Genomic DNA, 21,495 nt, shown 5'->3' with positions numbered 1-21,495 from the left:
ATTATGGCTATTTCAAACTTACAACTGATGGTGAGAAAAACCTGGCAGGATTTGTTTAAAGGAAAACAAAATCTGCTCACCACGATTGCCGTACTCCTTTTCTGTATGCTGAGTATTGGTATAGGATATACAAAATACACGGATTCTTTTTCGAAAATAAAAGAATACCGGAAAGAAGTCCGGGAAAACTGGGAGCACAGACCAGACAAACATCCGCACCGTATGGCTCATTATGGTTATCTGGTTTTCAGAATCGGGCATCCACTAAATATTTTTGACAACGGACTGGATGATTACCTTGGAAATGTCATATTTCTGGAGGCGCATAAACAAAATACTGCCAACCTTTCGGAAGCAGGAAGTTCCGGAACTTTAGTCAGATTTGGGGCATTTAGCAGTGCATTTATTCTGCAGAGTATTGTTCCATTGATTATTCTTTTTCTAGGATTTGGATTAATTGTTCAGGAGCGTGAGAATGCTACTTTAAAGATCATCAGTGTGCAGGGAACTTCCGGAAGAGATATTATCTGGGGTAAAATCCTGGGACTCTGGCTGTTTTCTTTATGTTTCCTGATTCCGGTCATTCCCATTGTTTTCATGGCTGCATTCATGTCGGAGGCTACTAATACAGCGGATATTGCATTACGCTTATCATTTCTGTTACCTGCTTATATGATCTATTACTTTTTTATCTGCACGTTGACCGTAGTGGTTTCTGCAAATAGTAAAAGTACCTCATCTGCGTTGATCAGCCTTATTGGTTTCTGGCTTCTTTTCATCATTGTTTTGCCTAAAGGAATTCAGTTTGCGGCGCAGAATTTATATCCTGCCCCTTCCCGGATTGCTTTTGAAACGAGCCTGGAAAAGGATATTTTAAAGTCTGGAGACAGCCATAATCCTGATGATCCGCATTTCAAAAAAATCAAAGACTCTCTGCTGGCAAAGTATCAGGTAAAAACAACCAATGAACTTCCTTTCAACTATGGCGGATTCGTTATGAAGGAAGGGGAAAAAATAAGTTCACATATCTATATCAGACATCAGAAAGAACTGCAGAACATTTACAGTAAACAGCAAAATCTGACTGATATTTCAGGACTGATTAATCCTGCCATTGCGATCAAAAATTTTTCAATGATTGCAACGGGCACAGATTTCTTCTCTTATAACCAGTTTCAAAAACAGGCAGAAGAATATCGTTATCAGATGGCTCAACATTTAAATGATTTGCAGATTGAGAAGATCAGTAATATTAAACCGGAAAATGGCGGACCGCCTGCCGTCATCGACAAACACAACTGGGAAAAGTTCCCGGATTTCCAATATCGGTATACTTCTGTTCCGGACAGCATGAAACAACAGCCAATACCTGCTGCTGCATTAATTCTCTGGATGGCTATCTGCATTATTGCGATCGAAATAAGTGCAAGAAAATTAAAATTAATCTAAATGAATCGTTATTTATACACCCAATTTTACCGTACCAAAGCCTATATCATTGCACTGCTGTTTTTATTGATAGCCGGGCTGATGGCTATTTATACAGGGAAAAAATTTTTAGACAGAAACGAAGACATCATCTCCCGAAGCGGAGCATTTCAAAAAGAAAGTATAGAAAGAAATACAAAATTTCACAAAGATGATCTGGGGCTGGTTCTTTATTATATTAAATTCAATATGGTGAATGAAACACCCAGACTTGCCGCTTTAAATATCGGAATGCGTGACCTGAATCCTTCTATTCAGGGAGTAACCATCCGAAATCTGGAGGAACAGCGCTACAATGCTGATTTTTATAATCCAGCCAATGCCGCAGTTGGAAATTTTGACTTTAGTTTCGTTGTTGTTTTCCTGTTTCCACTGGTGATTGTTGCATTCTGCTATAATCTGATTTCTGAGGAAGAAGAAAGAGGAACCTGGAAGCTGCTGTCGGTTCAGAGCGGTAATTTACAAAAGCTTCTGGATCATAAGATGTTCATCCGTCTTTTGGCTGTTACAGTTGTATATTTTGTATTAATTATCATCGCTTCGGTCTGGATAAAAATACCTTTAGACTCGTACTATATTGCTTTTATGGTCAGTGGTTGGTTGTATATTCTGATCTGGTTTTCCCTGTGCAGATGGATTGTGTCTTTTCGGAAATCATCGGCTCAAAACGCATTAATTCTTCTGATTGTATGGGTGGGCATCAATTTTATTATCCCGATGAGCAGTAATATTCTGATACAGAAGCTTTATCCGGTTCATGAGTCCCTTAAAGCTGTGATGGAACAGAGAGAAGGCTATCACAACAAATGGGATGAAGCCAAACGTCCTACCATGGAAAAGTTTTACAAAGCCTATCCACAATACAGCAATTTCACTGTAGAAGAAAATGATGCATTCACCTGGACCTGGTATTATGCCATGCAGCATATGGGAGATCTTGAATCTGCAAAATCATCAGAACAGTATACAGAAAAAATGCAAAAACGGAATAAAGCAGCAACCTATTTAGGTTATTTCCTTCCCAATCTACATACTCAGCTTGTAGAAAGTCATCTGGCAAAATCTGATCTGCAGAATCACTTACAGTATGCTTCATCGCTCAAAAAATTCCATGAGAAAAAAAGATTGTTCTTCTACCCTCTTATTTTCTCAGGTAAGAGTGCGGAATCTGTCAACTGGGCACAACAAACGATAGAGGTTTTCAAATTCTCTTCCTCTATCAAATGGATACAGATACTTCTTCCCTACCTCATCTTCATTGCTTTATTCATCATTCTTTCACAATACAAATACAGAAAACTATGTTAAAAACAGTCAACCTGCATAAAAAATACAACGATTTCACCGCACTTCATTCTCTTAATCTGGAAGTAAAAAAAGGAGAAATTTTTGCGCTGCTCGGACAAAACGGAGCAGGAAAAAGTACAACCATCAATATTCTTCTGGGACTCATTAAAGCAACTTCCGGAGATGCTTTTATTAATGACATTTCTGTAAAAGAAGAACCGCAAAAGATAAAAAAACACCTGGCTTACATTCCTGAAACCGTTCTTTTATATCCTAACCTTACAGGAATAGAAAACCTTGATTTTTTCTCCAAAATCGCAGGTTTTGATTACCAGAAAGATGAACTGTCTGCGCTCCTTAAACGTACCGGTTTGCAGGAAACCGCCCATCATAAAGCATTGGGCGGTTATTCCAAAGGGATGCGCCAGAAAGTTGGAATTGCCATTGCTCTGGCCAAAGATGCAAAAGTACTGCTACTGGATGAGCCTACCAGCGGGCTGGATCCGATTGCTACTGCAGAATTTACAGAAATTGTAAGACAGCTGGGTAAAGAAGGCAGAACGGTTTTAATGGCAACTCATGATATTTTCAATGCGGTAAGTGTTGCTACCAATATCGGTATTATGAAACAGGGAGAACTTGTCCAGAATTTACCTTCCAAAGCATTTACAGCGCAGGAATTACAGGAGCTGTATCTGAAAACAATCTGATGATCCTGTTACTTTAGCAAGTAACTTTTCATATTAAATATCAATTGGTTGATGCCCGGTGACATTTTGTTACCGGGCATTTTTCATATCACATTATTTATGTTAATGCTTTCTTATATTCTGATAAAGCTCTTTCGCGGGCAAAGGTGTGTTCTACAATGGGTGATGGATATGCTGGTGTATTCCATTCAGGGAGCCACTTTTTGATGTACACTAAGTCTTTATCAAATTTTTCTGTCTGAGCCGTTGGATTAAAAACCCTGAAATAAGGTGCTGCATCACATCCCGAGCCTGCAGCCCACTGCCAGTTTCCATTGTTGGCAGACAGGTCATAATCATTCAGTTTTAATGCAAAATACGCTTCCCCCCAACGCCAGTCGATCAACAGATGTTTGCATAAAAAGCTCGCTACAATCATTCTTACCCGGTTATGCATATAGCCTGTCTCATTCAGTTCCCTCATTCCGGCATCTACAATCGGATACCCTGTGGTTCCTTCACACCAGTGCTTAAACTCTTTTTCATTATTCCGCCAGTGGATATTATCATACTGCTTTTTAAAAGACTGATGAACCACCTGCGGGAAATGATATAAAATCTGCATAAAAAATTCACGCCAGATCAGCTCTGAAAGCCATACATCATTATGTTTCAGTGCAAATTCCACACATTTCCTGATACTGATAGTTCCGAATCGTAGAGCTATTCCGAGCTGTGTGGTATGCTGTAATGCCGGAAAATCACGGTACTTATCGTAATCATCAATAATAGACGCCTCCAGAACCGGTTTTTTAAAATCAAAATCTGTTTTTTTGAAACCTATTTCCTTTAATGCCACAATCTCAGAATATTTCTGTTGAAAGAGGTTCTTAAAATCCAATTCAACAGATTGATAATGCTCAGGAGTTAAGGCTTCCCGCCACTTTTTGGCAAAAGGAGTGTAAACCGTGTAAGGCGAACCGTCTTTTTTAACAATCTGATCCTTATCAAAAATCACCTGATCTTTACTGGCCTTAAAAGGAATATTCTTTTCTTTGAAAAAATAATAGATTTCCTTATCTCTTTCAATCGCCTGAGGTTCATAATCTCTGTTGCAGAAAACACTTCTGATAGTGTATTCTTCAGACAATTTCCTGAATATTTCGATAGGCTTACCATGATAGGTATTGATTTTTGAATGATACTTTTTTAATGAAACATTGAGATCCGCCAAAGCCTGATGGATATAATCAACCCTGCGGTCTTCTTTATCTTCCAGCTTGCCGAGAATATCAGTATCAAATATAAAAATGGGTAGTACCGGTGCATCAGACTGCAGAGCGTGGTGAAGTCCGATATTGTCTTCCAATCTCAGGTCACGCCTGAACCAGAAAATGGTGATTGTATCTTTCATAATTGCTTAATTCAAATTCATTGATCATTCCTGCTTGGGAATGACTCCATAACTAAGGATAAATATACAGATTTACTCCATTAATATTTTTAATAATTTGCATGATCTGGCTTTATCATTACAGTTTATATGATGATATGAATTAAAATTTTCCGACATTTGCTCCAATTATAATAGAAGCTTACGCATGGAAGAATTTGAAGTACCGGTAACTTATAAGGGCAAAGAACTGCTTTTCAATGGAAAGCTGGCTACATTCTCTTACGGATATAAACTGTATGTAGACGTAGATGGAACTGAAGTCGTTATCGAGCGTGATGATCACGGTGACTTAAGAGCTCTTCTCCCCGATGCTGCTTCCGAAAAAAATGTAGATAAAGGACTTATTGAAGCCATTATAGAAGTATTTAAAGAGCTTCAGGTTTTATAATTTGTTCTGCATAAAAAAAGAGACTTTTCGGAAGTCTCTTTTCATTCCCATATATTGAGTTTCATTTATTCGAAAACTACATAATTGACCTTATCCACGCCTGTATTTCCTGTTTTTTCATGATAGGCATACAGAACAAGCTCATAGTTTCCCGGCGAACTGATGATATGATCTCCTTCAAACAGATTGGTTGAAACTAAAGACATCTCTACATTTTTCACAAATTTTCCGTCTTTCTTCAGGATTCCTTTCACTTCTATTTCATCAGAATTCCATACGCCTCCTTTATCAATAACACATCCGCACATCATCACAATATTGGCCTGAAACAGGAAAGGTTTATCTTTAATACTTTTCAGTGCAATATACTGATGGGTTCTGGGTTTCAGAATATCAATAATATACCCCGGAATCTCAAGGATAATTCCCTCTCCCAGAATATGTTTCCCGGGAATCAGCCATAGCTCTGTACTTACTACCGCCTGAGTCTGCTTGCTGTTCAAAGGAGAAATTACTTCTATATTCACAAATGTAGGTTCATCAATATCTATGGCAGCCATAAAACCTCCTGTCTGTTCATCTGCAATGGAGTTTCCTCTTACTTTGGGCGTTTTCATAATCAGATCTGTGTTTCCCGTGCTTCCGGTAGTGTTTCCTTCTGCCAGAATCCTTTGATTAAGCTTGTTTCTGATGATAATATGAGCGCCGCCCAATGAAGTTCCGATAAACTTTGCATCTCTTGCTTTGGCTCTGATCATGATTTTCGTTTCTGTTGCCGAAATCAAATTCGTGGAAAAAAGAAATGCTGTAATGAGAAGTAATGCTTTCATGATTGAATTGATTTTAAATATTCCTGTTTAAATCTGTGATGAAAAGATTCATTTTTTAATTCCTGATCAATATCATCCAGATACGTTAAAATCGACAGATCTTCTGATAATACCTTCAGAATTGCTTTTTCACAACTGTCCCAGATCTGCTTCAGCTGAGGAAGCATATCAATGGCTTTGGGAGATAATGAAACGATCTGCTTTCGCTTATCTACACTATCTTTTTTGATGATGAGATAACCGCTTTCGCTCATTTTTTTGACGATAGCCACAACGGATGGATGTGAATAGCCCAAAGGCTCAGCGATATCGGTAATAGAAATTTCGCCTTTTTTTTGCAGCAACATAAAAACCAGATACCAATTGGGTTCCACATCAATTCCGAATTCTTTATAAAACTTCCGCACATCATGAGACATGCGGTCACTGATCCTCTTCAGTCTGCTATCCAACGCTTTATACCCTAATTCTTTAATAAAGTCAAAATCCATCTGAAATATATTTGCAGTAAATATATAAAAATATAAAGTCAACTATATAGTTAACTTTATATTTTTTAAAATCAAATCTTAACCTAATAAAAAAAGCCTTCTTATAAAAAGATATTTACTTGAAACTTTTCCTGTATTCTCCGGGAGTTACTCCTCTGTATTTCTTGAACAGTTTGGAAAGGTGGCTTTCATCGCTGAACTGGAGCTCGTAGGCAATCTCACTTAGTCTGACACTACTGTATTTTAAATAGGTTTCCACCAGTTTTAATCTATAGTCCAGCAGATAATCCTGATAAGAAATTCCTGTCTGCTGTTTAAAATATTCTCCGAAATAATTCCCGGAAATCCCAAAATGACCGGCAATAGTCTGAATTCCGGTTTTCTCACGGTCTTTTATATGTTGCTGAATATATGCAATGATTTTCATGATGGAGAAAGCTTTCCGGTTTTCCTGCAGATCTGAAGTTTCACTCTGAATGATATTTCGGGCAATCAGATTCAGAAGGATCGACATGCAGTTGCGGATAATTAGATAATCTTCCGCCTTATTTTTGAATTCATTTGCAATTTGCAGAATAAGGGTTTCTGCAAAGTGCTCATCATTTTTATCTCTGAAGACACAGCCTGCTCTTGCATGATAATTATGGCTGATGTATTGTAGTTTATGTAAATTCTCACAGCTTTCAATACGGTCCGCTTCCAAACGGATTTTATCAATAAACTCCACCGGGCATTGAATTGTAATAAGCTGGGCAGACTCACTTTCAAAACGATAGACCTCCTTTTGTGGAATAATAAAGAGCTTGCCCTGCGAAAAATTAATGTTTCGCCCATCATAAGTAAGCGATCCTTTTCCCTTCACAATATAAACGAATGAGAGAAAAGTGTTTGTTTTAAGTACAATCTCTTCTTTCAGTTCTAATTTTCTCACATCAATCTCTTCAAGAGGCAATCCTTTCATGACACACTGTATTTTCCTCCAAAAGTACAATTTTAACAGAACACAAAGGAGGTAATTTTGCTTAAAAAAAATATGAACGTACATCCGAAACGGTGGCAGGCACTCAACTTTCTGATTGCAGGTGCTTTTCTATCACCACTGGATTATTTTATTGTTAATATGGCTCTGCCTTCCATCAAAAAATCACTGAACGCCAGTGATCATCAGCTTCAGATGGTTATCGCCATTTATGGACTCACCTATGCCGCACTTGTCGTGTGTGGCGGACGCCTGGGTGATATTTACGGACGTAAAAAGATATTTATAGCAGGATTGTATACTTTTCTGTTTTCCTCTCTTGCCTGCGCTTTTTCTCCGGATGTTACATGGTTAATTATTTTCAGATTGTTTCAGGGTGTTGGTGCATCATTGCTTGCTCCACAGGTACTGGCTTCTATAAAAGACCTTTTCAACAGTCAGGAACAGCCTAAGGCCGTAAGTATTTTCAGCTCGGTATTTGGTCTTGCTTCGGTGATCGGACAGTTATTTGGCGGAATTCTTTTAAGCATGCATTGGGGAAATTTTTCCTGGGAAATGGTGTTTCTTGTCAATGTGCCAATTACCATTATCTGTATTCTGGGCATTCATTTTACTATGGGCAACAGTAACCCGAAAGAACAAACAGGTATTGATTTTGTGGGAGCTTTATTATTAGTTATTGCCTTACTTTTTCTCATCTGCCCTCTTATTTTCGGCCAGAAATTCGAATGGGCATGGTGGATTTTCGGAATATTTGTCACCGGAATCGTATTAATAATTTTATTTTTAAAACACGAGAAGAAACAGCTCAAAGATAATCGCCCCATACTTATAGAGCCGGCTTTATTGCAGCAGAAACCTTTCGCATTAAGTCTTCTGATTATTTTCTTTTATAATTTCACAGCTGGTTTATTTATTTGCTATCCTTATTATCTTCAGCAGTTTCTTCATCAAAATTCAATGCAGACAGGATTTGCCATCATTCCTTATGGTCTCGCTTTTTTTCTGGCACCTTTGGTTACTTCCAGAGTACAATTAAACGCATCCAAAATGATCTATATAGGATTAGGATTGTTAATGACAGGATTTCTGATAAGTGCAGCTGTTTTTTATTTTCAGCACAAACCCTCATTTGTGACTCATCTGACATTGTTTATTGCCGGATTTGGACATGGTACGATTATGCCGGTCATGATGCGGACGGCCATTTCCCTGGTTTCAAAAGATAAAGCCGGGCAGGCTTCAGGCTTGGTAAGTATTGGTATTCAGATTGGGAGCGTTACCGGAGGAGCTGTTATTGGTACGCTGTTCTTTAATCTGATCCCAATTCTGGGGTTTACAGAAGCCTTTGCAGCCGCTGTAGGAATAATAGGTATTTTTCAGCTGGCTGGGCTCTGGGCACGAAACAGATTAAGCAAAATTATTAATTAAAAGATAAGTTTAAATCAAAAGATATAATACATTTAATTATGAATAATACAGAAAAGATCATTTGCGAAATAGAAGAATTCCACGGGAATATCGAAAAATGGTTTCAGGGGAAAGCCGAAAATCAGGAAAGTCTTTATCAAGAATTATTAGCCGGATTTTCACAAGATTTTAAAATGATTAATGGAAACGGAGATACTGTTACCCTATCTATGCTTGAAGAATGGCTTCCGACTGTATTTGGAAAATTTCCTGGGCGAAGTCTTCAGGTTGAAAATATTGAAGTGAATCATTCTGCGCATCACGGACTTGCTACCTATATTGAAACACAGGTCACTGGAGAAGTCCTGACTAAGAGAAAATCATCTGCGGTATTTCTGCTTGATAAAGAAAAAGCACTCTGGCTTCATCTTATAGAAAACTGGATATAAACCATAACAGCCCTGATCATCTAAGAATGTCCGGGGCTGTTTATTTTTTGAAAGAGCTATTTTCCTATTCAGACCATGGAGAATGTAAAATACAGTCGCAGAAGTTTTTCCTTTCAAAATTTGGGATCATGAAGGCACATACATCTGCTTTTATATTTCCGAAAGTAGTTTCGGTTTTATGTTCAAAACCACCGAAAAATGTAGGAATGATCTTCTTTTTGAAATCCTTTCTCGGAAAAGCTCTGATAATCTCTTCCCGATGTTCCGCACTCAGGTTTTCATAGCCTTCGCCCATCACATCCAATCCCACTCCCGAATACATTAAAGCAACCTCATTTTCTTTATGTTCCGCAATTCCAATGGTAGTGTGAAGGGCAATGGTGTCCCAAACGAGCTGAAGTTTATCCTGAGCAATACCATGACCCTTCAAAAAGTCTCTGGCTGCATTGGCTCCGTCTACTTCAAATCTCAGATCCGGGCTGCTGTAATGAGAAACAAGCCCCAGATCGTGAAATACGGATGCTACATACAATAGTTCCGAGTCATGCGTTTTGTTTTCACGTTTTGCATTTAAGGAAGAAAATAGAAAAACACGCATAGAGTGATTGTAGATAAATTCTGTTCCGTGTTCCAATAGAAGTTCTGTGGCTTCTGTTGCAATTTTACTGTCCGGGATGATGATTCCCGCAACTTCTTTCATACGATGTACTGACATATCTTTATATAATTTTATCCAAAGATATCCTGATTAGAAATGCTTCGGAATATCAATAAATGCCGATAAGATGTCAAAATTTCCGTCGAAATTATATTCCGATATGAATGAACTTACTGCGATAGTTTGCCGGAGATATTTCCGTATTTTTTTTAAAGAAGTGGCTGAACTGTTCCGATGTACCGAAATGAAGCTGATAAGCAATCTCTTTTACAGAATGGGAACTGAACTGAAGAAGTCTTTTTGCCTCTGCTATAATCTGTCCGTTGATGATTTCTTTAGCACTTTTATCAGAACACCGTTTACACAATTCACTTAACCTTCTTGGCGTAATATTCAATCTTTCCGAATAATCATTCACGGCGTGAAGGCTATGATACTGACTGCTCAGCAATTCCATAAACTTGCGGTAAATGATATAATCCTGACTGTCAAAAGTATCCTCTTTTACCATTTTTACATTCGCCAGCTTGATCATCATGATTTTTAAATAGGCCGCCAGTACATCCATTTGATTGGTATAAGATGTTGCTTTGTATTCCGTCAATAAGTTTTTACATAAGTTTAAAAATTCATCTGTTTCAACTTGGTCCGGTATAAGTTTTTGATTCGCAGCAGCATTATTAAACAGAACAGCCTTGCAATTGCTGGCACTGGAAGGAACTCTTTCCCAGAAACAATCGCCAAAGGAAATATGATAGCCACAGACTTCAGCATCATTTTCAAATCTGCAGATCTGGCCTTTTGAGAGTAAAAAAATTTTCTGATCTGTGATATCAAAAGAGCGCTCATCTATCACCAGTACTCCTTTACCTTTTTCAATCATTACAATGTGATGATAATTAAGCCTCACAAAATCCACGAAATACGGAAGATCATCTTCCAATCGTTTTACGGAAAAAGAATGGTCAATAACAGATTCTGATACAATTCCTGAGACCGGCTTCATAAAAGGAAATTTTTAATAAAGATAAAAAGTATTTTACAATGCAAGATTAGGTAACAATCATGAGCCAGAACATGTCAAAAAATGCTTAAAAGATGTCAAAAACCCCTTAAAAAGAAATTGATTATGATTTCCTGAAGACTTTCATCTGACCCGCCATAATCGCCAGTAAAATCCCAAAGCAGGCAAAAAGACCATATGAGTACCTGAGATCAAAACTTTCTGCAATATATCCGATAAGAGGCGGCCCCATCAGAAATCCTAAAAATGATATGCTGGAAACAAATGATAAAGCAATACTAGGAGCTACTGTACTCACTTTTCCTACTGTACTGTAAACGGAAGGCACACTCAGGGAACTTCCGAGGCCAATGATCATAAAAGCAATGATGCAGATCCACAGTTCCGGAAAGAAAACACTTAGAAAAAGTCCGCTGCTCATCAGCAGTCCACAACACTGCAAAACGATCTTTTTCCCATACTTTTCAATGATTTTATTCCCGATAAAACGACCTAAAGTCATCATTAAGATAAAACTCGTATACCCCAGTATGACAAGGTTTTCAGGTGCTTTAACTATAGTTTGAAAATAAACCCCGCTCCAGTCGAACATCGCTCCTTCAATCGCCATACTCAGAAAGCCTATAATTCCCAAACCAATCAGTGTAGGATTCACTGCTTTGAAAATTGAACGGGTCTGCGGTTCTGCTTTATGAATAATATTGGTCAGATTTTTTGTACTGTAAAACCAAAGTATTCCTACCAGAATGAAAATAACAGCAAAATGGTAAAAAGTTCCTACATGGAGATTAATCATCAGTAAACCTATGACTGCCCCCGTAAGCCCTGCAAAACACCATGCACCGTGATAGGAAGAAAGAAGAGTTCTTTTCGTGATAGATTCTATCTCAATTGCCTGTGTATTGATGGCAATATTGCATATATTCCCGGACACACCGAAAAAAAACAGAACGGCCCCTAAAGTCCAGTAAGAAGGTGATAAACCAATTAAGAGAAGAAAAAAAGGATACAGCATAAAGCATCTTTTAATAATACCGCTGCTTCCGTAAATACTGATCAGTTTTCCGGCCAGAACCATCGTCGACAGCTGTCCTATCGGCATCAGAAGCAAAAGTGTTCCCAACTGGGCTTCAGTAATGGAAAGAGCAGTTTTAATGATAGGAATCCGGCTCGCCCAGGAAGAAAAAACAAGCCCGTGGGCAAAGAATAGTAAAAAACAGGCGGTCGGCATTTTTGCATTAAAAGATTGAGTCTCGTTCATTATAACAGGGTAATAAAAATCCTTTTTGCAAATTTAGACACGCTGCGCTATTAAAATGTAGCTCATTTTTGTCATTTTTATGTTCCATTTTAACCAATAATGGAAATGTGGATCTCCTTATGATGGAAAATCACTTTGTTTTTTGAATACAGATTTTCATTTTTTATTAATTTCGTTGTATAAAAAATGAGCCATGAAAGAAAAATGGATCGTCTATCCAACTATTTTGGAAGGAGAAACTGTTGAATTAATTCCCCTTGAAAAAGAGCATTTTGAAGAATTATATGCTGCTGCTTCAGATAAAGAACTCTGGGAACTGATTCCTACCGATTGTTCTGAAGAAACCCGGTTTTATAAAACGTATGAATTCGCCTTATCAGAAAGAGAAACCGGAAATCAATATCCATTTGTAATACGACATAAAGAAACCGGAAAACTGATTGGTTCCACACGCTTTTTTGAAATATATCCGGCAGACAGAAAACTGGAAATCGGATGGACATGGATCACCAAAGAGTTCTGGGGAACAGCCATCAATCTTGAATGCAAATTACTGCTCCTCACCTTCTGCTTTAATGTACTGAAAACAAACAGGGTACAGTTGAAAACGAAAGACGATAATTTCAGATCACGAAAAGCGATCGAAAAAATCGGTGGTGTATTTGAAGGTATTTTACGTAAAGACAAAGTTCTCAGCGATGGTACTACAAGAAATGCCGCTTATTACAGTATTTTGAATGATGAATGGGCAGCTGCAAAAAGCAAAATTGAAGCTTTGATCAAAGAAAAGCAACGTGTTGGCTAAAAAGTATACAATAAAAAAACACCTGATATTTGAACCAGGTGTTTTTTATTTATTTAGTTGAAAGACTGTCTGTAACTCAGAGGTGTTTTATCGGTTTTCTTTTTAAACAGCTTATTGAAAGACTGCGGATGTTCAAATCCAAGAGCATACGCTACTTCAGATACAGAAAAACCTGTGGTAGTAAGATATTCTTTCGCCTTTTCAATCAGTTTTTCGTGAATATGCTGCTGGGCATTTAATCCGGTAAGGTTACGAAGCATATCACTCAGATAATGGGGTGACAGATTGAGTGTGGAGGCCAGAAATTCTACCGTAGGAAGCCCCTTATTTAAGGTTTCCTGCTCGTTAAAATACTTTTCCAGCACTATATCCATTTTAGCCAGTACATCATTATTAACCGCCTTTCTGGTGATAAACTGTCTTTTATAAAAACGGTTGCTGTAATTGAGAAGCACATCAATATAAGAAACAATAACGTCCTGACTCACTTCATCAATAGCTGTATTTAATTCATTTCCAATATTATCCAACAAGCCTGTTATCGTTGTCTTTTCCTGATCAGACAAGTGCAGTGCTTCATTCGTATCATAAGAAAAGAAACCGAAGTTTTTGATATTCTTTGCCAAAGGATAACTTCTGATGAAATCCGGATGTACCAGCAAAGTATACCCGCAGTATTCTGCATTCTCATCAGTAGAAAGAACCTGACCGGGAGCCGTAAACATCATTCCTCCCTCATTGAAGTCATAATATCCCTGTCCGTAACCCATTTTCCCGACCGTGGAATATTTATATGAGATCTTATAAAAATTCAGGATAAAGCTTCTCTTCAGCATATCTTTTCTGATGCTCATTTTCGTATTATCCACAAGGCTTACCAACGGATGAAGTGGCTTGGGCAGCTGCAACATATCGTGTAATTCTGATATGGATGAGATCTTCAGTGGAATATTATCTTTCTTTTCCATGATATAAAATTATAAATTATTGGAGTAAAAAGACAGTACAAATGTAATTTACTTTATACTGTCTTTCAAAAATCTGATTACATAAACTGTTTTCCGAACTGCTCTCTGAATGCTTCATCACCTAGTTCAAGACGCTGTGCATAGATGGCTTTAGCATCTTCTCCGGCCACATATCTCAGTTGTTTTTTACCATCTGTTGCAGCCTCATAGACTACTGCTGCAATCTGTTCCGGTGTAGAAGCCGCTTCCATCATCCCTTCCATTTTAGAAAACAGAGAATTCGTCATGTCTTCATAAGCAGGACTGGATGCTGAGTCCAGAGAACGGCTTACAAAATCCGTCTTGATTCCTCCGGGAGACACCGTTTTAATATCAATTCCCAAAGTATTAAGCTCAAAAGCTAAGCTTTCACTCCACCCTTCAAGCGCCCACTTGGTCGCGTGATAAGTAGAACCCAATGGGAATGCTACCAGTCCTCCTATAGACGTTGTAGAAATGAACATTCCTCTTTTCTGTTCTCTGAAGTAAGGAATAAATGCCTGTGTAACGCGTATAACCCCTAATAAATTCGTGTCAAGCTGTTTGACGATCTGATCATCAGAAAGCGCTTCCAAAGGTCCTATAAGGCCATATCCTGCGTTATTATACACCACATCGATGTCTCCAAGTTCAAGAGCCTGCTTTACAGTAGACTTAATCTGTTCCGGATTGGTAACATCCAGCGGAAGTAGAGTTACATTCTCCAAAGCGGCAAGATCAGCTGCTGCTTCAGGGTTTCTCATAGTGGCGATTACTTTCCATCCGTTGTTTTGAAATAATTGGGCAGCTGCTTTTCCTAATCCTGTAGAAGCACCTGTTATAAAAATTGTTTTCATTTTTCTTGGTTTAAAATTACAGGACAAAGTTCTGCATTACAACAAACGCCCGAGTTGCCAAAATGGGGTAAGGTGTAGCCAAAACGGATTCTTCAATATATTTGTTTTTTGTAAGTTTGTCCCGATCTATTTTTATGGCAGAATATATTCTTGACAACATCAATATCAGTACACTTTCCGTATATGACCTGCTGAAACATACCTCAGACAGTGCATTTATCGGGATCAGGGATTTTCGTGAAATCTATCCTGTTGCTATTGAAAACAATACAGGAATATTTACAAAACAATCTTCACTGCAGGATTTTCCGGTGGTCAGTATCAGCAAAATCAACAGTTCATTACTCTGTTCCTGCACCTGTGACCATGAAAAAAAACAGCTTTGTACTCATCAGGCAGAGATTATTCACTGCATTATTGAAGATAAAAATTATCGATTGTTTTTTGATGAAACACTACGCAAGAAAATATTTCTCCCTAAAGCCAGAGGATATGGTCTGGAAAACGAGCCGGATCTGGATCAGTATTTTGAATTGGAATACAAAGATGGCCAAATTCAGATATTGCCCAAAATCAAGGAAATACTTCCTGTAGATGATGTAATGCTGACAGGAGATCTACTTCCTCAGCTTCCTTCTAAACTGGATGAGTTGGCAGTATTGGAATCGGGTAAAAAGCAAATAATGGTTATCGGTAAACACCGTTATTACAATCACATGACCTTCTCTCTTATGGAGGCAGAGATAACGCAATCAGGAAAAATCAAAAATCCGGTCACTCCCGTAGATGCCATGCAGCTCATATGGAAAGCGGAGAAACCTGCAGATATTAAATTTTACACTGCTATCTCTTCTTTTCAGAATAATTACAATGAAGATTATAATCCTTCAGAACTGGAAGCTTTAAAGCTCATTGTAAAGAATCCTCTGGAGCTGGAAGTCTATTATCATGACCGGGAAATCGCAGAAACCGTTTCCGCAAAGTCACTTTCCCATATTGAATTAAACACTTTAGATGCAGAGGTTCAATTATTTGTATTTAAGAAAGATCCGTTTTTTGAAATCACCGGAGAACTGTTGTTTAATGACATTGCTCTTCCCTTTAAAAATATTGTTCTCAGAAATGATTATTTTGTTTATAACCGTAACGTTTTCAACTTTGTAGACGATCCTGACATGCTCAGAATCATCCGGTTCTTTAGGGCTCATAATGAAATATTACTGGTTCATTCTTCAAAATATGAAGCATTTATGCAGGACATTCTCTCTTCTTTAGAAGAACGTATTAATATCAATTACAATTATATACGACCTGCAACAAAAGTACAACTTGAAGACAAGAATTATCAGACTGAAAAAGTCATTTATCTCCGTCAGCAGGAAAATTATATAGGAATTACTCCCGTTATGAAATATGGTGATGTGGAAGTCCCGGTCTATTCCAGGAAGCAGATTTTTGATACCGATCAGAATGGAAATCCATTTAAAATAGAAAGAAATGAATCAGCCGAAGCCCGCTTTACTTCTTTGGTGATGCAGCAGCACCCTGATTTTGAAGACCAGATGGACGGCTATCAGTATTTTTATCTCCACAGGGATAAGTTCCTGGATAACAACTGGTTTCTTGAAGCATTTGAGACCTGGAGAAATGAAGGAATCATCATACTTGGTTTTAACGAATTAAAAAACAATAAATTAAACCCTCACCGGGCAAAAATCAATATTCAGATTACCAGCGGACTGGATTGGTTTAACGCTAAACTGAAAGTAGGATTTGGTCCCAAAGAAGCTTCTCTGAAACAGCTTCACCGGGCCATCCGGAATAAGAGTAAATTTGTCCAGCTGGATGATGGCAGCATGGGAATTCTTCCCGAAGAATGGATGGAAAAGATAGCTGCTTATTTCAGAGCAGGAGAAATTGATGAAGAGCTTTTAAAGATTCCGAAAATCAATTTTTCGGAGGTAACGTCACTGTTTGAAAAAGAAATTCTGAGCAAGGAGATTCAGGAAGAACTCACCTCCTATTCTACAAAGTTTTCAAAAGTAAAAGACATCCCGGAAACGACTGTTCCTGCTGAGCTGAATGCTGAGCTGAGAGATTATCAGCATGACGGACTCAACTGGCTTAATTTTCTTGACAGTTTCAACTTCGGAGGATGTCTGGCAGATGATATGGGGCTTGGAAAAACCATTCAGATCATTGCTTTTATCCTTTCGCAGAGGGAAAAACGGGGACACGCCACGAATCTTATTGTCGTTCCTACTTCCCTGATTTTCAACTGGCAGGAAGAGATCAGCAGATTTGCACCTTCCATAAAAGTTCTGCTTCATTATGGTGCAGACCGTCCAAAAACAACCGCTCATATGCCTGATTACGAAGTAGTTCTTACCACTTACGGAATGCTACTTTCGGACATTCAATTTTTGAAAAAGCTTAATTTCAATTATGTGTTTCTGGATGAATCACAGGTGATTAAAAATCCTAATTCAGAAAGGTATAAAGCGGCACGTCTGCTTCAATCAAGAAACAGAATCGTACTAACGGGGACGCCCGTTGAAAACAGCACTTTTGATCTTTACAGTCAGCTTTCTTTTGCCTGTCCCGGATTGTTGGGAAGCAAACAGTATTTTAAAGACATTTATGCTATCCCTATTGATAAATTTGAGTACAGCAAACGTGCCATAGAGCTTCAGCAAAAGATAAAGCCATTTATCCTCAGAAGAACTAAGAAACAGGTTGCCAAAGAACTTCCGCAGAAAACTGAAACAGTAATCTACTGTGAAATGAATACGGAACAGCGCAAAATTTATGATGCTTATGAAAAGGAACTTCGAGAATTTATTGCCGCCAATGATGACGATGATCTGAACAAGAAAAGTATGCATGTTCTTACAGGCCTTACGAGGCTGAGACAGATCTGTAATTCCCCTGTTCTGATGAAAGAGGGATACTCCGGTGAAAATGCCGTTAAAATCGAAATTCTGATGGAACAGATCCTCGGAAAATCCAAAGATCATAAAATCCTTGTTTTCTCACAGTTTGTGGGTATGCTGGACCTCATAAAGACAGAACTGGAACGCCACAATATTCAGTTTGAATATTTAACAGGTCAAACGAAAGACAGAGGGGAAAAGGTCACTCATTTTCAAAACAATGAAGACATTCGTGTATTTTTGATTAGCTTAAAAGCTGGAGGCGTGGGCCTCAATCTTACGAAGGCAGATTATATTTACCTTGTAGATCCATGGTGGAATCCTGCAGCTGAAAACCAGGCTATTGACCGAAGTTACCGTATAGGACAAACCAAAAATGTAATTGCGGTAAGGATGATATGCTCCAATACTGTAGAAGAAAAAATTCTTACGCTGCAGAAAAAGAAAAAACAGCTGGCTCAGAATCTGCTTGCCACTGACGGAAAAAAACTTCAGGGATTGTCTAAGCAGGATTTGATGGATTTACTGGGATCTGAATCGTAATATAAAAGCTTAAAAACAGCAAATAAAAAACCGACAGGTAAAAGACCTGTCGATTAAAAAACAAAAATTGATATGGATATGATTTAGATATGATGTGTCTATTTTTTAATAATCTTTTCTGTAGCTGTTTTCTGATTTTTTGTATGAATTTTGATCAAGTAAGTTCCTGGAACAAACCGGTCCATTGAAATCGTCATCGAATTCCCTTCCAGCATCTTTTGTCCGGACATATTGTAAATCTCGTATTTCTCCAATCCTTCCTTCATCTTGATTGCCACTGAACCTGATGTAGGGTTCGGATATATGTTCATCTGGGCTAGTAACTCTTTGGAAACTTCTGATGTTGAAAGACTTTCAGGCTGAATATTTAAAGTATAATCCTCTGCCTGACCGATAAACCAATCTGAAGGACACGGAAGATTCTTCAAAGCTCCCATCCAGGAATTGGATTCATAGGCTTTTACCAGTCTGAAACGGGTTTCTCCCAACTGCGCTCCTGCCGGTATGGTGATATTACCTGTTATCACCCCGGACTCATGACCGGAAACCGGATTGGAATTATCCAGATAGCCCAGATTAAATTGTTCATCAGCATCAAACTGATTATTATGGTTAAAATCAATATAAGCATAGGCAGATACGGTAGTCTGGCCATGGGTACCACCTGTCACACTTATAGGATAAGTATTTCCACGGTTCACATTGAACACTGTTGCTGTAAAGTTTTCAAGAACATCAGAATTGCCGTCAAGTGCACTGTTTCTAACAACTCCGGCAAATTCTACTGTACTTATCTCACTCACGGTCAGGCTTGTAATATTTTCAGTACCACAGTAAGGAGCCGGGAAACTGGCCGTATTTCCTATGATATTAACCGTATAATCTTCCGTCTGCCCTGCTCTTAAGCTACTGTCACAAGCTGAACTGATAGAGTTCGGAGCAGCAGGATTTGAATAGGCCTGAACATTGGTATTTTTAAGAACTCTCATTCTTGTACTTCCGATGGCAGCATTGACCGGGATTACTATGGTATTATTGACTGTAAAAGCATTGGCCGGATTAGCGGCATCAAGTCTTCCGATATAAAAGCTCTCTCCTGCATCATCAAAATTTCCGTTCTGATTAAAGTCTATAAAAACAACTACATCACTTGGAAATGTACTGGATGGCCCTTTCACAGATATCGGATAGGAATTTCCCAGCTGCAGGTCTGTAGATATTGCTGTAAAGTTCTCATAAATTTGTGCATTGGAGGATTGAATGGATGAGGAATTATTAATCGTTCCGAAAGTTACATTACTGATCATGTTGCTGTCAGCTCCGTACTGAAAGGTTGGCATACAATATTGCAGCTGCGCATTCGTCAGGGATGCAAGTACAATACCAGAAAGAGTAGTTATTTTTTTCATTTTCTTTGTTCAATTTCTTGGGACAAATTTATATTTATTTAGAATGAATAAAAATAACAATGTAATGATATTTGTCAGCTTAATAAAAATAGAGTCTTAAATTTCGTCTGAACTCATTGAATATTCTGCTTTACCAATGGATAATCAATCTGTTACCAACGCAAAAGATCCTTCTCAAATTTAACTTTAAGAAAGATCTTTTTTAATATAATAATTGAAATCTAAGGTAATTTATCCCTTTTAGTCTATATTTTCGATAAGAACTGCGGAAGCGCCTCCTCCTCCATTACAGATGGCAGCAATTCCATACTTCCCTTTTTCCTGGTTTAAAACATTCACTAAAGTGGTTATAATTCTTGCTCCCGAAGCACCGATCGGATGTCCCAATGCAACTGCTCCTCCGTATACATTTACCTTGCTGATATCATAATCCAGAATTTTTTGATTGGATAGAATTACTGAAGAATACGCTTCATTAATTTCAAAAAAGTCGATATCTGACAGATTGAGACCTGTTTGTTTCAACAATTTCTGAATAGCGATGGAAGGTGAAGTGGTAAACCATTCCGGTGCCTGAGCGGCATCTGCATAGGCTATTATTTTTGCCAGTGGTTTTAAATTATGTTGCTCTATTGCTTCAGAAGACGCTAGTAAAAGGGCTGCAGCACCATCATTCAGATTGCTGGAATTGGCTGCTGTAAGTGTTCCGTCGGCTTCAAATGCAGGTTTCAAAAGGGAAATTTTCTCTGGGATCAGTTTATCAATATCTTCGTCTTTACTAACGATTGTAGTTCCTTTTTTACTTTCAATCGATATTGGGATCAATTCGTTGCCAATCTTGTCGTTTTTTGCCGCTTCCTGAGCTCTCTGGTATGAGAGAAGGGCATAATCATCAAGTTCCTGTCTGGTAAGTCCATATTTTTTCACGCCTAATTCCGCTGCACTTCCCATGTGGAAATCATTGTAGACATCCCATAGCCCGTCTTTAATCAATCCATCAGTAAGATTCGTATCTCCCAGTTTTGTCCCCTGACGGATTTTGACATAATGCGGAACGTTGCTCATGCTTTCCATTCCTCCCGTCATAACAATATGCTCCATTCCAAGCTGGATCTGCTGAGCCCCGATCATTGCCGCTTTCATTCCGGATGCACAGACTTTGTTGATTGTCGTAGCATCTTTATCAACGGGAATTTTAGCAAAAATCGCAGCCTGTCTGGCTGGCGACTGTCCGAGTCCTGCGCTTAGCACATTTCCCATATATACACTGTCTATATGCTCTGGTGATAGATTGATACCTTCATAAGCGTTCTGAATGGCAATAGCTCCCAACTGTGGTGCTGTAAATCCAGAGAGGCTTCCCATAAAACCACCCACCGGGGTTCGTTTTGCGGCGACTATAAATACTTCTTTCATAGAATTTATTTTTTACAACATACCGATCAGTATATTTTTGATTAAAAAAAATCCTTTTTTATATTGACAAAGGAATATAACAAAGATAATTAAAATATACCAATCGGTATATTCATAGACAAAAAAAATCTTACTT

General features: G+C 38.2%; 19 protein-coding genes. 8 read left to right on the top strand and 11 right to left on the bottom strand.

Annotation, left to right across the window (positions count from 1 at the left end):
- The first annotated feature begins 3 nt into the window (after positions 1–3).
- Genes PZ898_RS01920 through PZ898_RS01910 form a run of 3 tightly spaced genes read left to right on the top strand, consistent with a single transcriptional unit; the run spans position 4 to position 3,485 of the window.
- Complete coding sequence (locus PZ898_RS01920; protein ID WP_277694649.1) at positions 4–1,449, top strand: DUF3526 domain-containing protein; 1,446 nt, start codon at positions 4–6, stop codon at positions 1,447–1,449.
- Entirely contained in the window at positions 1,450–2,796 is a 1,347-nt protein-coding gene (locus tag PZ898_RS01915) for a DUF3526 domain-containing protein (protein ID WP_277694648.1), read from the top strand. It abuts the gene before it with no gap.
- Positions 2,790–3,485 (top strand): ABC transporter ATP-binding protein, encoded by a 696-nt coding sequence (locus PZ898_RS01910; RefSeq protein WP_062670135.1) that lies wholly within the window; start codon positions 2,790–2,792, stop codon positions 3,483–3,485. Before PZ898_RS01915 ends, PZ898_RS01910 begins: the two co-directional genes overlap by 7 nt.
- Before the next feature lie 97 nt (positions 3,486–3,582).
- On the opposite strand, the gene PZ898_RS01905 is transcribed toward PZ898_RS01910, so the two are convergent.
- Positions 3,583–4,878, bottom strand: coding sequence for a deoxyribodipyrimidine photo-lyase (locus PZ898_RS01905; protein WP_277694647.1), 1,296 nt, complete (start codon positions 4,876–4,878; stop codon positions 3,583–3,585).
- Positions 4,879–5,065: 187 nt separating this feature from the next.
- On the opposite strand from PZ898_RS01905, the gene PZ898_RS01900 reads away from it, so the two are divergent.
- Positions 5,066–5,308 (top strand): hypothetical protein, encoded by a 243-nt coding sequence (locus tag PZ898_RS01900; RefSeq protein ID WP_110008709.1) that lies wholly within the window; start codon positions 5,066–5,068, stop codon positions 5,306–5,308.
- 65 nt (positions 5,309–5,373) lie between these two features.
- Here the strand turns inward: PZ898_RS01900 and PZ898_RS01895 are convergent, their stop codons facing one another.
- From PZ898_RS01895 to PZ898_RS01885, 3 genes are all read right to left on the bottom strand, one after another.
- The gene (locus tag PZ898_RS01895) at positions 5,374–6,138 is read right to left on the bottom strand and encodes a hypothetical protein (protein ID WP_277694646.1); all 765 of its coding nucleotides are present in this window, start codon (positions 6,136–6,138) and stop codon (positions 5,374–5,376) included.
- Positions 6,135–6,629 carry a MarR family winged helix-turn-helix transcriptional regulator gene (locus PZ898_RS01890; RefSeq protein ID WP_277694645.1) on the bottom strand — a complete coding sequence of 165 codons (495 nt, stop codon included), beginning with the start codon at positions 6,627–6,629 and terminating at the stop codon, positions 6,135–6,137. Before PZ898_RS01890 ends, PZ898_RS01895 begins: the two co-directional genes overlap by 4 nt.
- Positions 6,630–6,744: 115 nt before the next feature.
- On the bottom strand, positions 6,745–7,590 hold the full coding sequence (locus PZ898_RS01885; RefSeq protein WP_277694644.1) for an AraC family transcriptional regulator: 846 nt from the start codon (positions 7,588–7,590) through the stop codon (positions 6,745–6,747).
- Positions 7,591–7,662: 72 nt separating this feature from the next.
- Between PZ898_RS01885 and PZ898_RS01880 the strand changes: the two genes are divergently transcribed.
- A complete protein-coding gene (locus tag PZ898_RS01880; RefSeq protein WP_277694643.1) occupies positions 7,663–9,039 on the top strand; it encodes an MFS transporter in 1,377 nt (458 codons plus the stop codon).
- Positions 9,040–9,077: 38 nt separating this feature from the next.
- Positions 9,078–9,467, top strand: coding sequence for a hypothetical protein (locus tag PZ898_RS01875; protein ID WP_123278395.1), 390 nt, complete (start codon positions 9,078–9,080; stop codon positions 9,465–9,467).
- Between the two features lie 64 nt (positions 9,468–9,531).
- Here PZ898_RS01875 and PZ898_RS01870 read toward each other — a convergent pair whose 3' ends face one another.
- The 3 genes from PZ898_RS01870 to PZ898_RS01860 all read right to left on the bottom strand — a co-directional run bounded on the left by PZ898_RS01870 (position 9,532) and on the right by PZ898_RS01860 (position 12,410).
- Positions 9,532–10,182 (bottom strand): HD domain-containing protein, encoded by a 651-nt coding sequence (locus PZ898_RS01870; RefSeq protein WP_277694642.1) that lies wholly within the window; start codon positions 10,180–10,182, stop codon positions 9,532–9,534.
- Between the two features lie 91 nt (positions 10,183–10,273).
- The gene (locus PZ898_RS01865) at positions 10,274–11,131 is read right to left on the bottom strand and encodes a helix-turn-helix transcriptional regulator (RefSeq protein WP_277694641.1); all 858 of its coding nucleotides are present in this window, start codon (positions 11,129–11,131) and stop codon (positions 10,274–10,276) included.
- A gap of 121 nt (positions 11,132–11,252) precedes the next feature.
- The gene (locus tag PZ898_RS01860; RefSeq protein ID WP_123278398.1) at positions 11,253–12,410 is read right to left on the bottom strand and encodes an MFS transporter; all 1,158 of its coding nucleotides are present in this window, start codon (positions 12,408–12,410) and stop codon (positions 11,253–11,255) included.
- Between the two features lie 193 nt (positions 12,411–12,603).
- Between PZ898_RS01860 and PZ898_RS01855 the strand changes: the two genes are divergently transcribed.
- Positions 12,604–13,215, top strand: coding sequence for a GNAT family protein (locus PZ898_RS01855; RefSeq protein WP_062670158.1), 612 nt, complete (start codon positions 12,604–12,606; stop codon positions 13,213–13,215).
- Positions 13,216–13,268: 53 nt separating this feature from the next.
- Here the strand turns inward: PZ898_RS01855 and PZ898_RS01850 are convergent, their stop codons facing one another.
- Positions 13,269–14,183 carry a helix-turn-helix transcriptional regulator gene (locus PZ898_RS01850; RefSeq protein ID WP_120230910.1) on the bottom strand — a complete coding sequence of 305 codons (915 nt, stop codon included), beginning with the start codon at positions 14,181–14,183 and terminating at the stop codon, positions 13,269–13,271.
- Between the two features lie 77 nt (positions 14,184–14,260).
- Positions 14,261–15,058, bottom strand: coding sequence for an SDR family oxidoreductase (locus PZ898_RS01845; protein WP_062670162.1), 798 nt, complete (start codon positions 15,056–15,058; stop codon positions 14,261–14,263).
- A gap of 134 nt (positions 15,059–15,192) precedes the next feature.
- Here PZ898_RS01845 and PZ898_RS01840 point away from each other — a divergent pair, with 134 nt between their 5' ends.
- Positions 15,193–18,534, top strand: a complete 3,342-nt coding sequence (locus tag PZ898_RS01840) for a DEAD/DEAH box helicase (RefSeq protein ID WP_277694640.1) — start codon at positions 15,193–15,195, stop codon at positions 18,532–18,534.
- A 98-nt stretch (positions 18,535–18,632) separates the two neighbouring features.
- On the opposite strand, the gene PZ898_RS01835 is transcribed toward PZ898_RS01840, so the two are convergent.
- Positions 18,633–19,943, bottom strand: a complete 1,311-nt coding sequence (locus PZ898_RS01835) for a GEVED domain-containing protein (RefSeq protein WP_277694639.1) — start codon at positions 19,941–19,943, stop codon at positions 18,633–18,635.
- 240 nt (positions 19,944–20,183) lie between these two features.
- A complete protein-coding gene (locus tag PZ898_RS01830) occupies positions 20,184–21,359 on the bottom strand; it encodes an acetyl-CoA C-acyltransferase (RefSeq protein ID WP_277694638.1) in 1,176 nt (391 codons plus the stop codon).
- Between the last annotated feature and the right edge of the window lie 136 nt (positions 21,360–21,495).

The sequence above is a fragment of the Chryseobacterium sp. WX genome (assembly GCF_029542485.1).
Taxonomy (GTDB): domain Bacteria; phylum Bacteroidota; class Bacteroidia; order Flavobacteriales; family Weeksellaceae; genus Chryseobacterium; species Chryseobacterium cucumeris.
This window is presented reverse-complemented; position numbering and strand designations above follow the sequence as displayed.

Coding starts and splice junctions, on each gene's coding strand:
- PZ898_RS01920 (WP_277694649.1), top strand. CDS start 4: ATGGCTATTTCAAACTTACAACTGATGGTGAGAAAAACCTGGCAGGAT.
- PZ898_RS01915 (WP_277694648.1), top strand. CDS start 1,450: ATGAATCGTTATTTATACACCCAATTTTACCGTACCAAAGCCTATATC.
- PZ898_RS01910 (WP_062670135.1), top strand. CDS start 2,790: ATGTTAAAAACAGTCAACCTGCATAAAAAATACAACGATTTCACCGCA.
- PZ898_RS01905 (WP_277694647.1), bottom strand. CDS start 4,878: ATGAAAGATACAATCACCATTTTCTGGTTCAGGCGTGACCTGAGATTG.
- PZ898_RS01900 (WP_110008709.1), top strand. CDS start 5,066: ATGGAAGAATTTGAAGTACCGGTAACTTATAAGGGCAAAGAACTGCTT.
- PZ898_RS01895 (WP_277694646.1), bottom strand. CDS start 6,138: ATGAAAGCATTACTTCTCATTACAGCATTTCTTTTTTCCACGAATTTG.
- PZ898_RS01890 (WP_277694645.1), bottom strand. CDS start 6,629: ATGGATTTTGACTTTATTAAAGAATTAGGGTATAAAGCGTTGGATAGC.
- PZ898_RS01885 (WP_277694644.1), bottom strand. CDS start 7,590: ATGAAAGGATTGCCTCTTGAAGAGATTGATGTGAGAAAATTAGAACTG.
- PZ898_RS01880 (WP_277694643.1), top strand. CDS start 7,663: ATGAACGTACATCCGAAACGGTGGCAGGCACTCAACTTTCTGATTGCA.
- PZ898_RS01875 (WP_123278395.1), top strand. CDS start 9,078: ATGAATAATACAGAAAAGATCATTTGCGAAATAGAAGAATTCCACGGG.
- PZ898_RS01870 (WP_277694642.1), bottom strand. CDS start 10,182: ATGTCAGTACATCGTATGAAAGAAGTTGCGGGAATCATCATCCCGGAC.
- PZ898_RS01865 (WP_277694641.1), bottom strand. CDS start 11,131: ATGAAGCCGGTCTCAGGAATTGTATCAGAATCTGTTATTGACCATTCT.
- PZ898_RS01860 (WP_123278398.1), bottom strand. CDS start 12,410: ATGAACGAGACTCAATCTTTTAATGCAAAAATGCCGACCGCCTGTTTT.
- PZ898_RS01855 (WP_062670158.1), top strand. CDS start 12,604: ATGAAAGAAAAATGGATCGTCTATCCAACTATTTTGGAAGGAGAAACT.
- PZ898_RS01850 (WP_120230910.1), bottom strand. CDS start 14,183: ATGGAAAAGAAAGATAATATTCCACTGAAGATCTCATCCATATCAGAA.
- PZ898_RS01845 (WP_062670162.1), bottom strand. CDS start 15,058: ATGAAAACAATTTTTATAACAGGTGCTTCTACAGGATTAGGAAAAGCA.
- PZ898_RS01840 (WP_277694640.1), top strand. CDS start 15,193: ATGGCAGAATATATTCTTGACAACATCAATATCAGTACACTTTCCGTA.
- PZ898_RS01835 (WP_277694639.1), bottom strand. CDS start 19,943: ATGAAAAAAATAACTACTCTTTCTGGTATTGTACTTGCATCCCTGACG.
- PZ898_RS01830 (WP_277694638.1), bottom strand. CDS start 21,359: ATGAAAGAAGTATTTATAGTCGCCGCAAAACGAACCCCGGTGGGTGGT.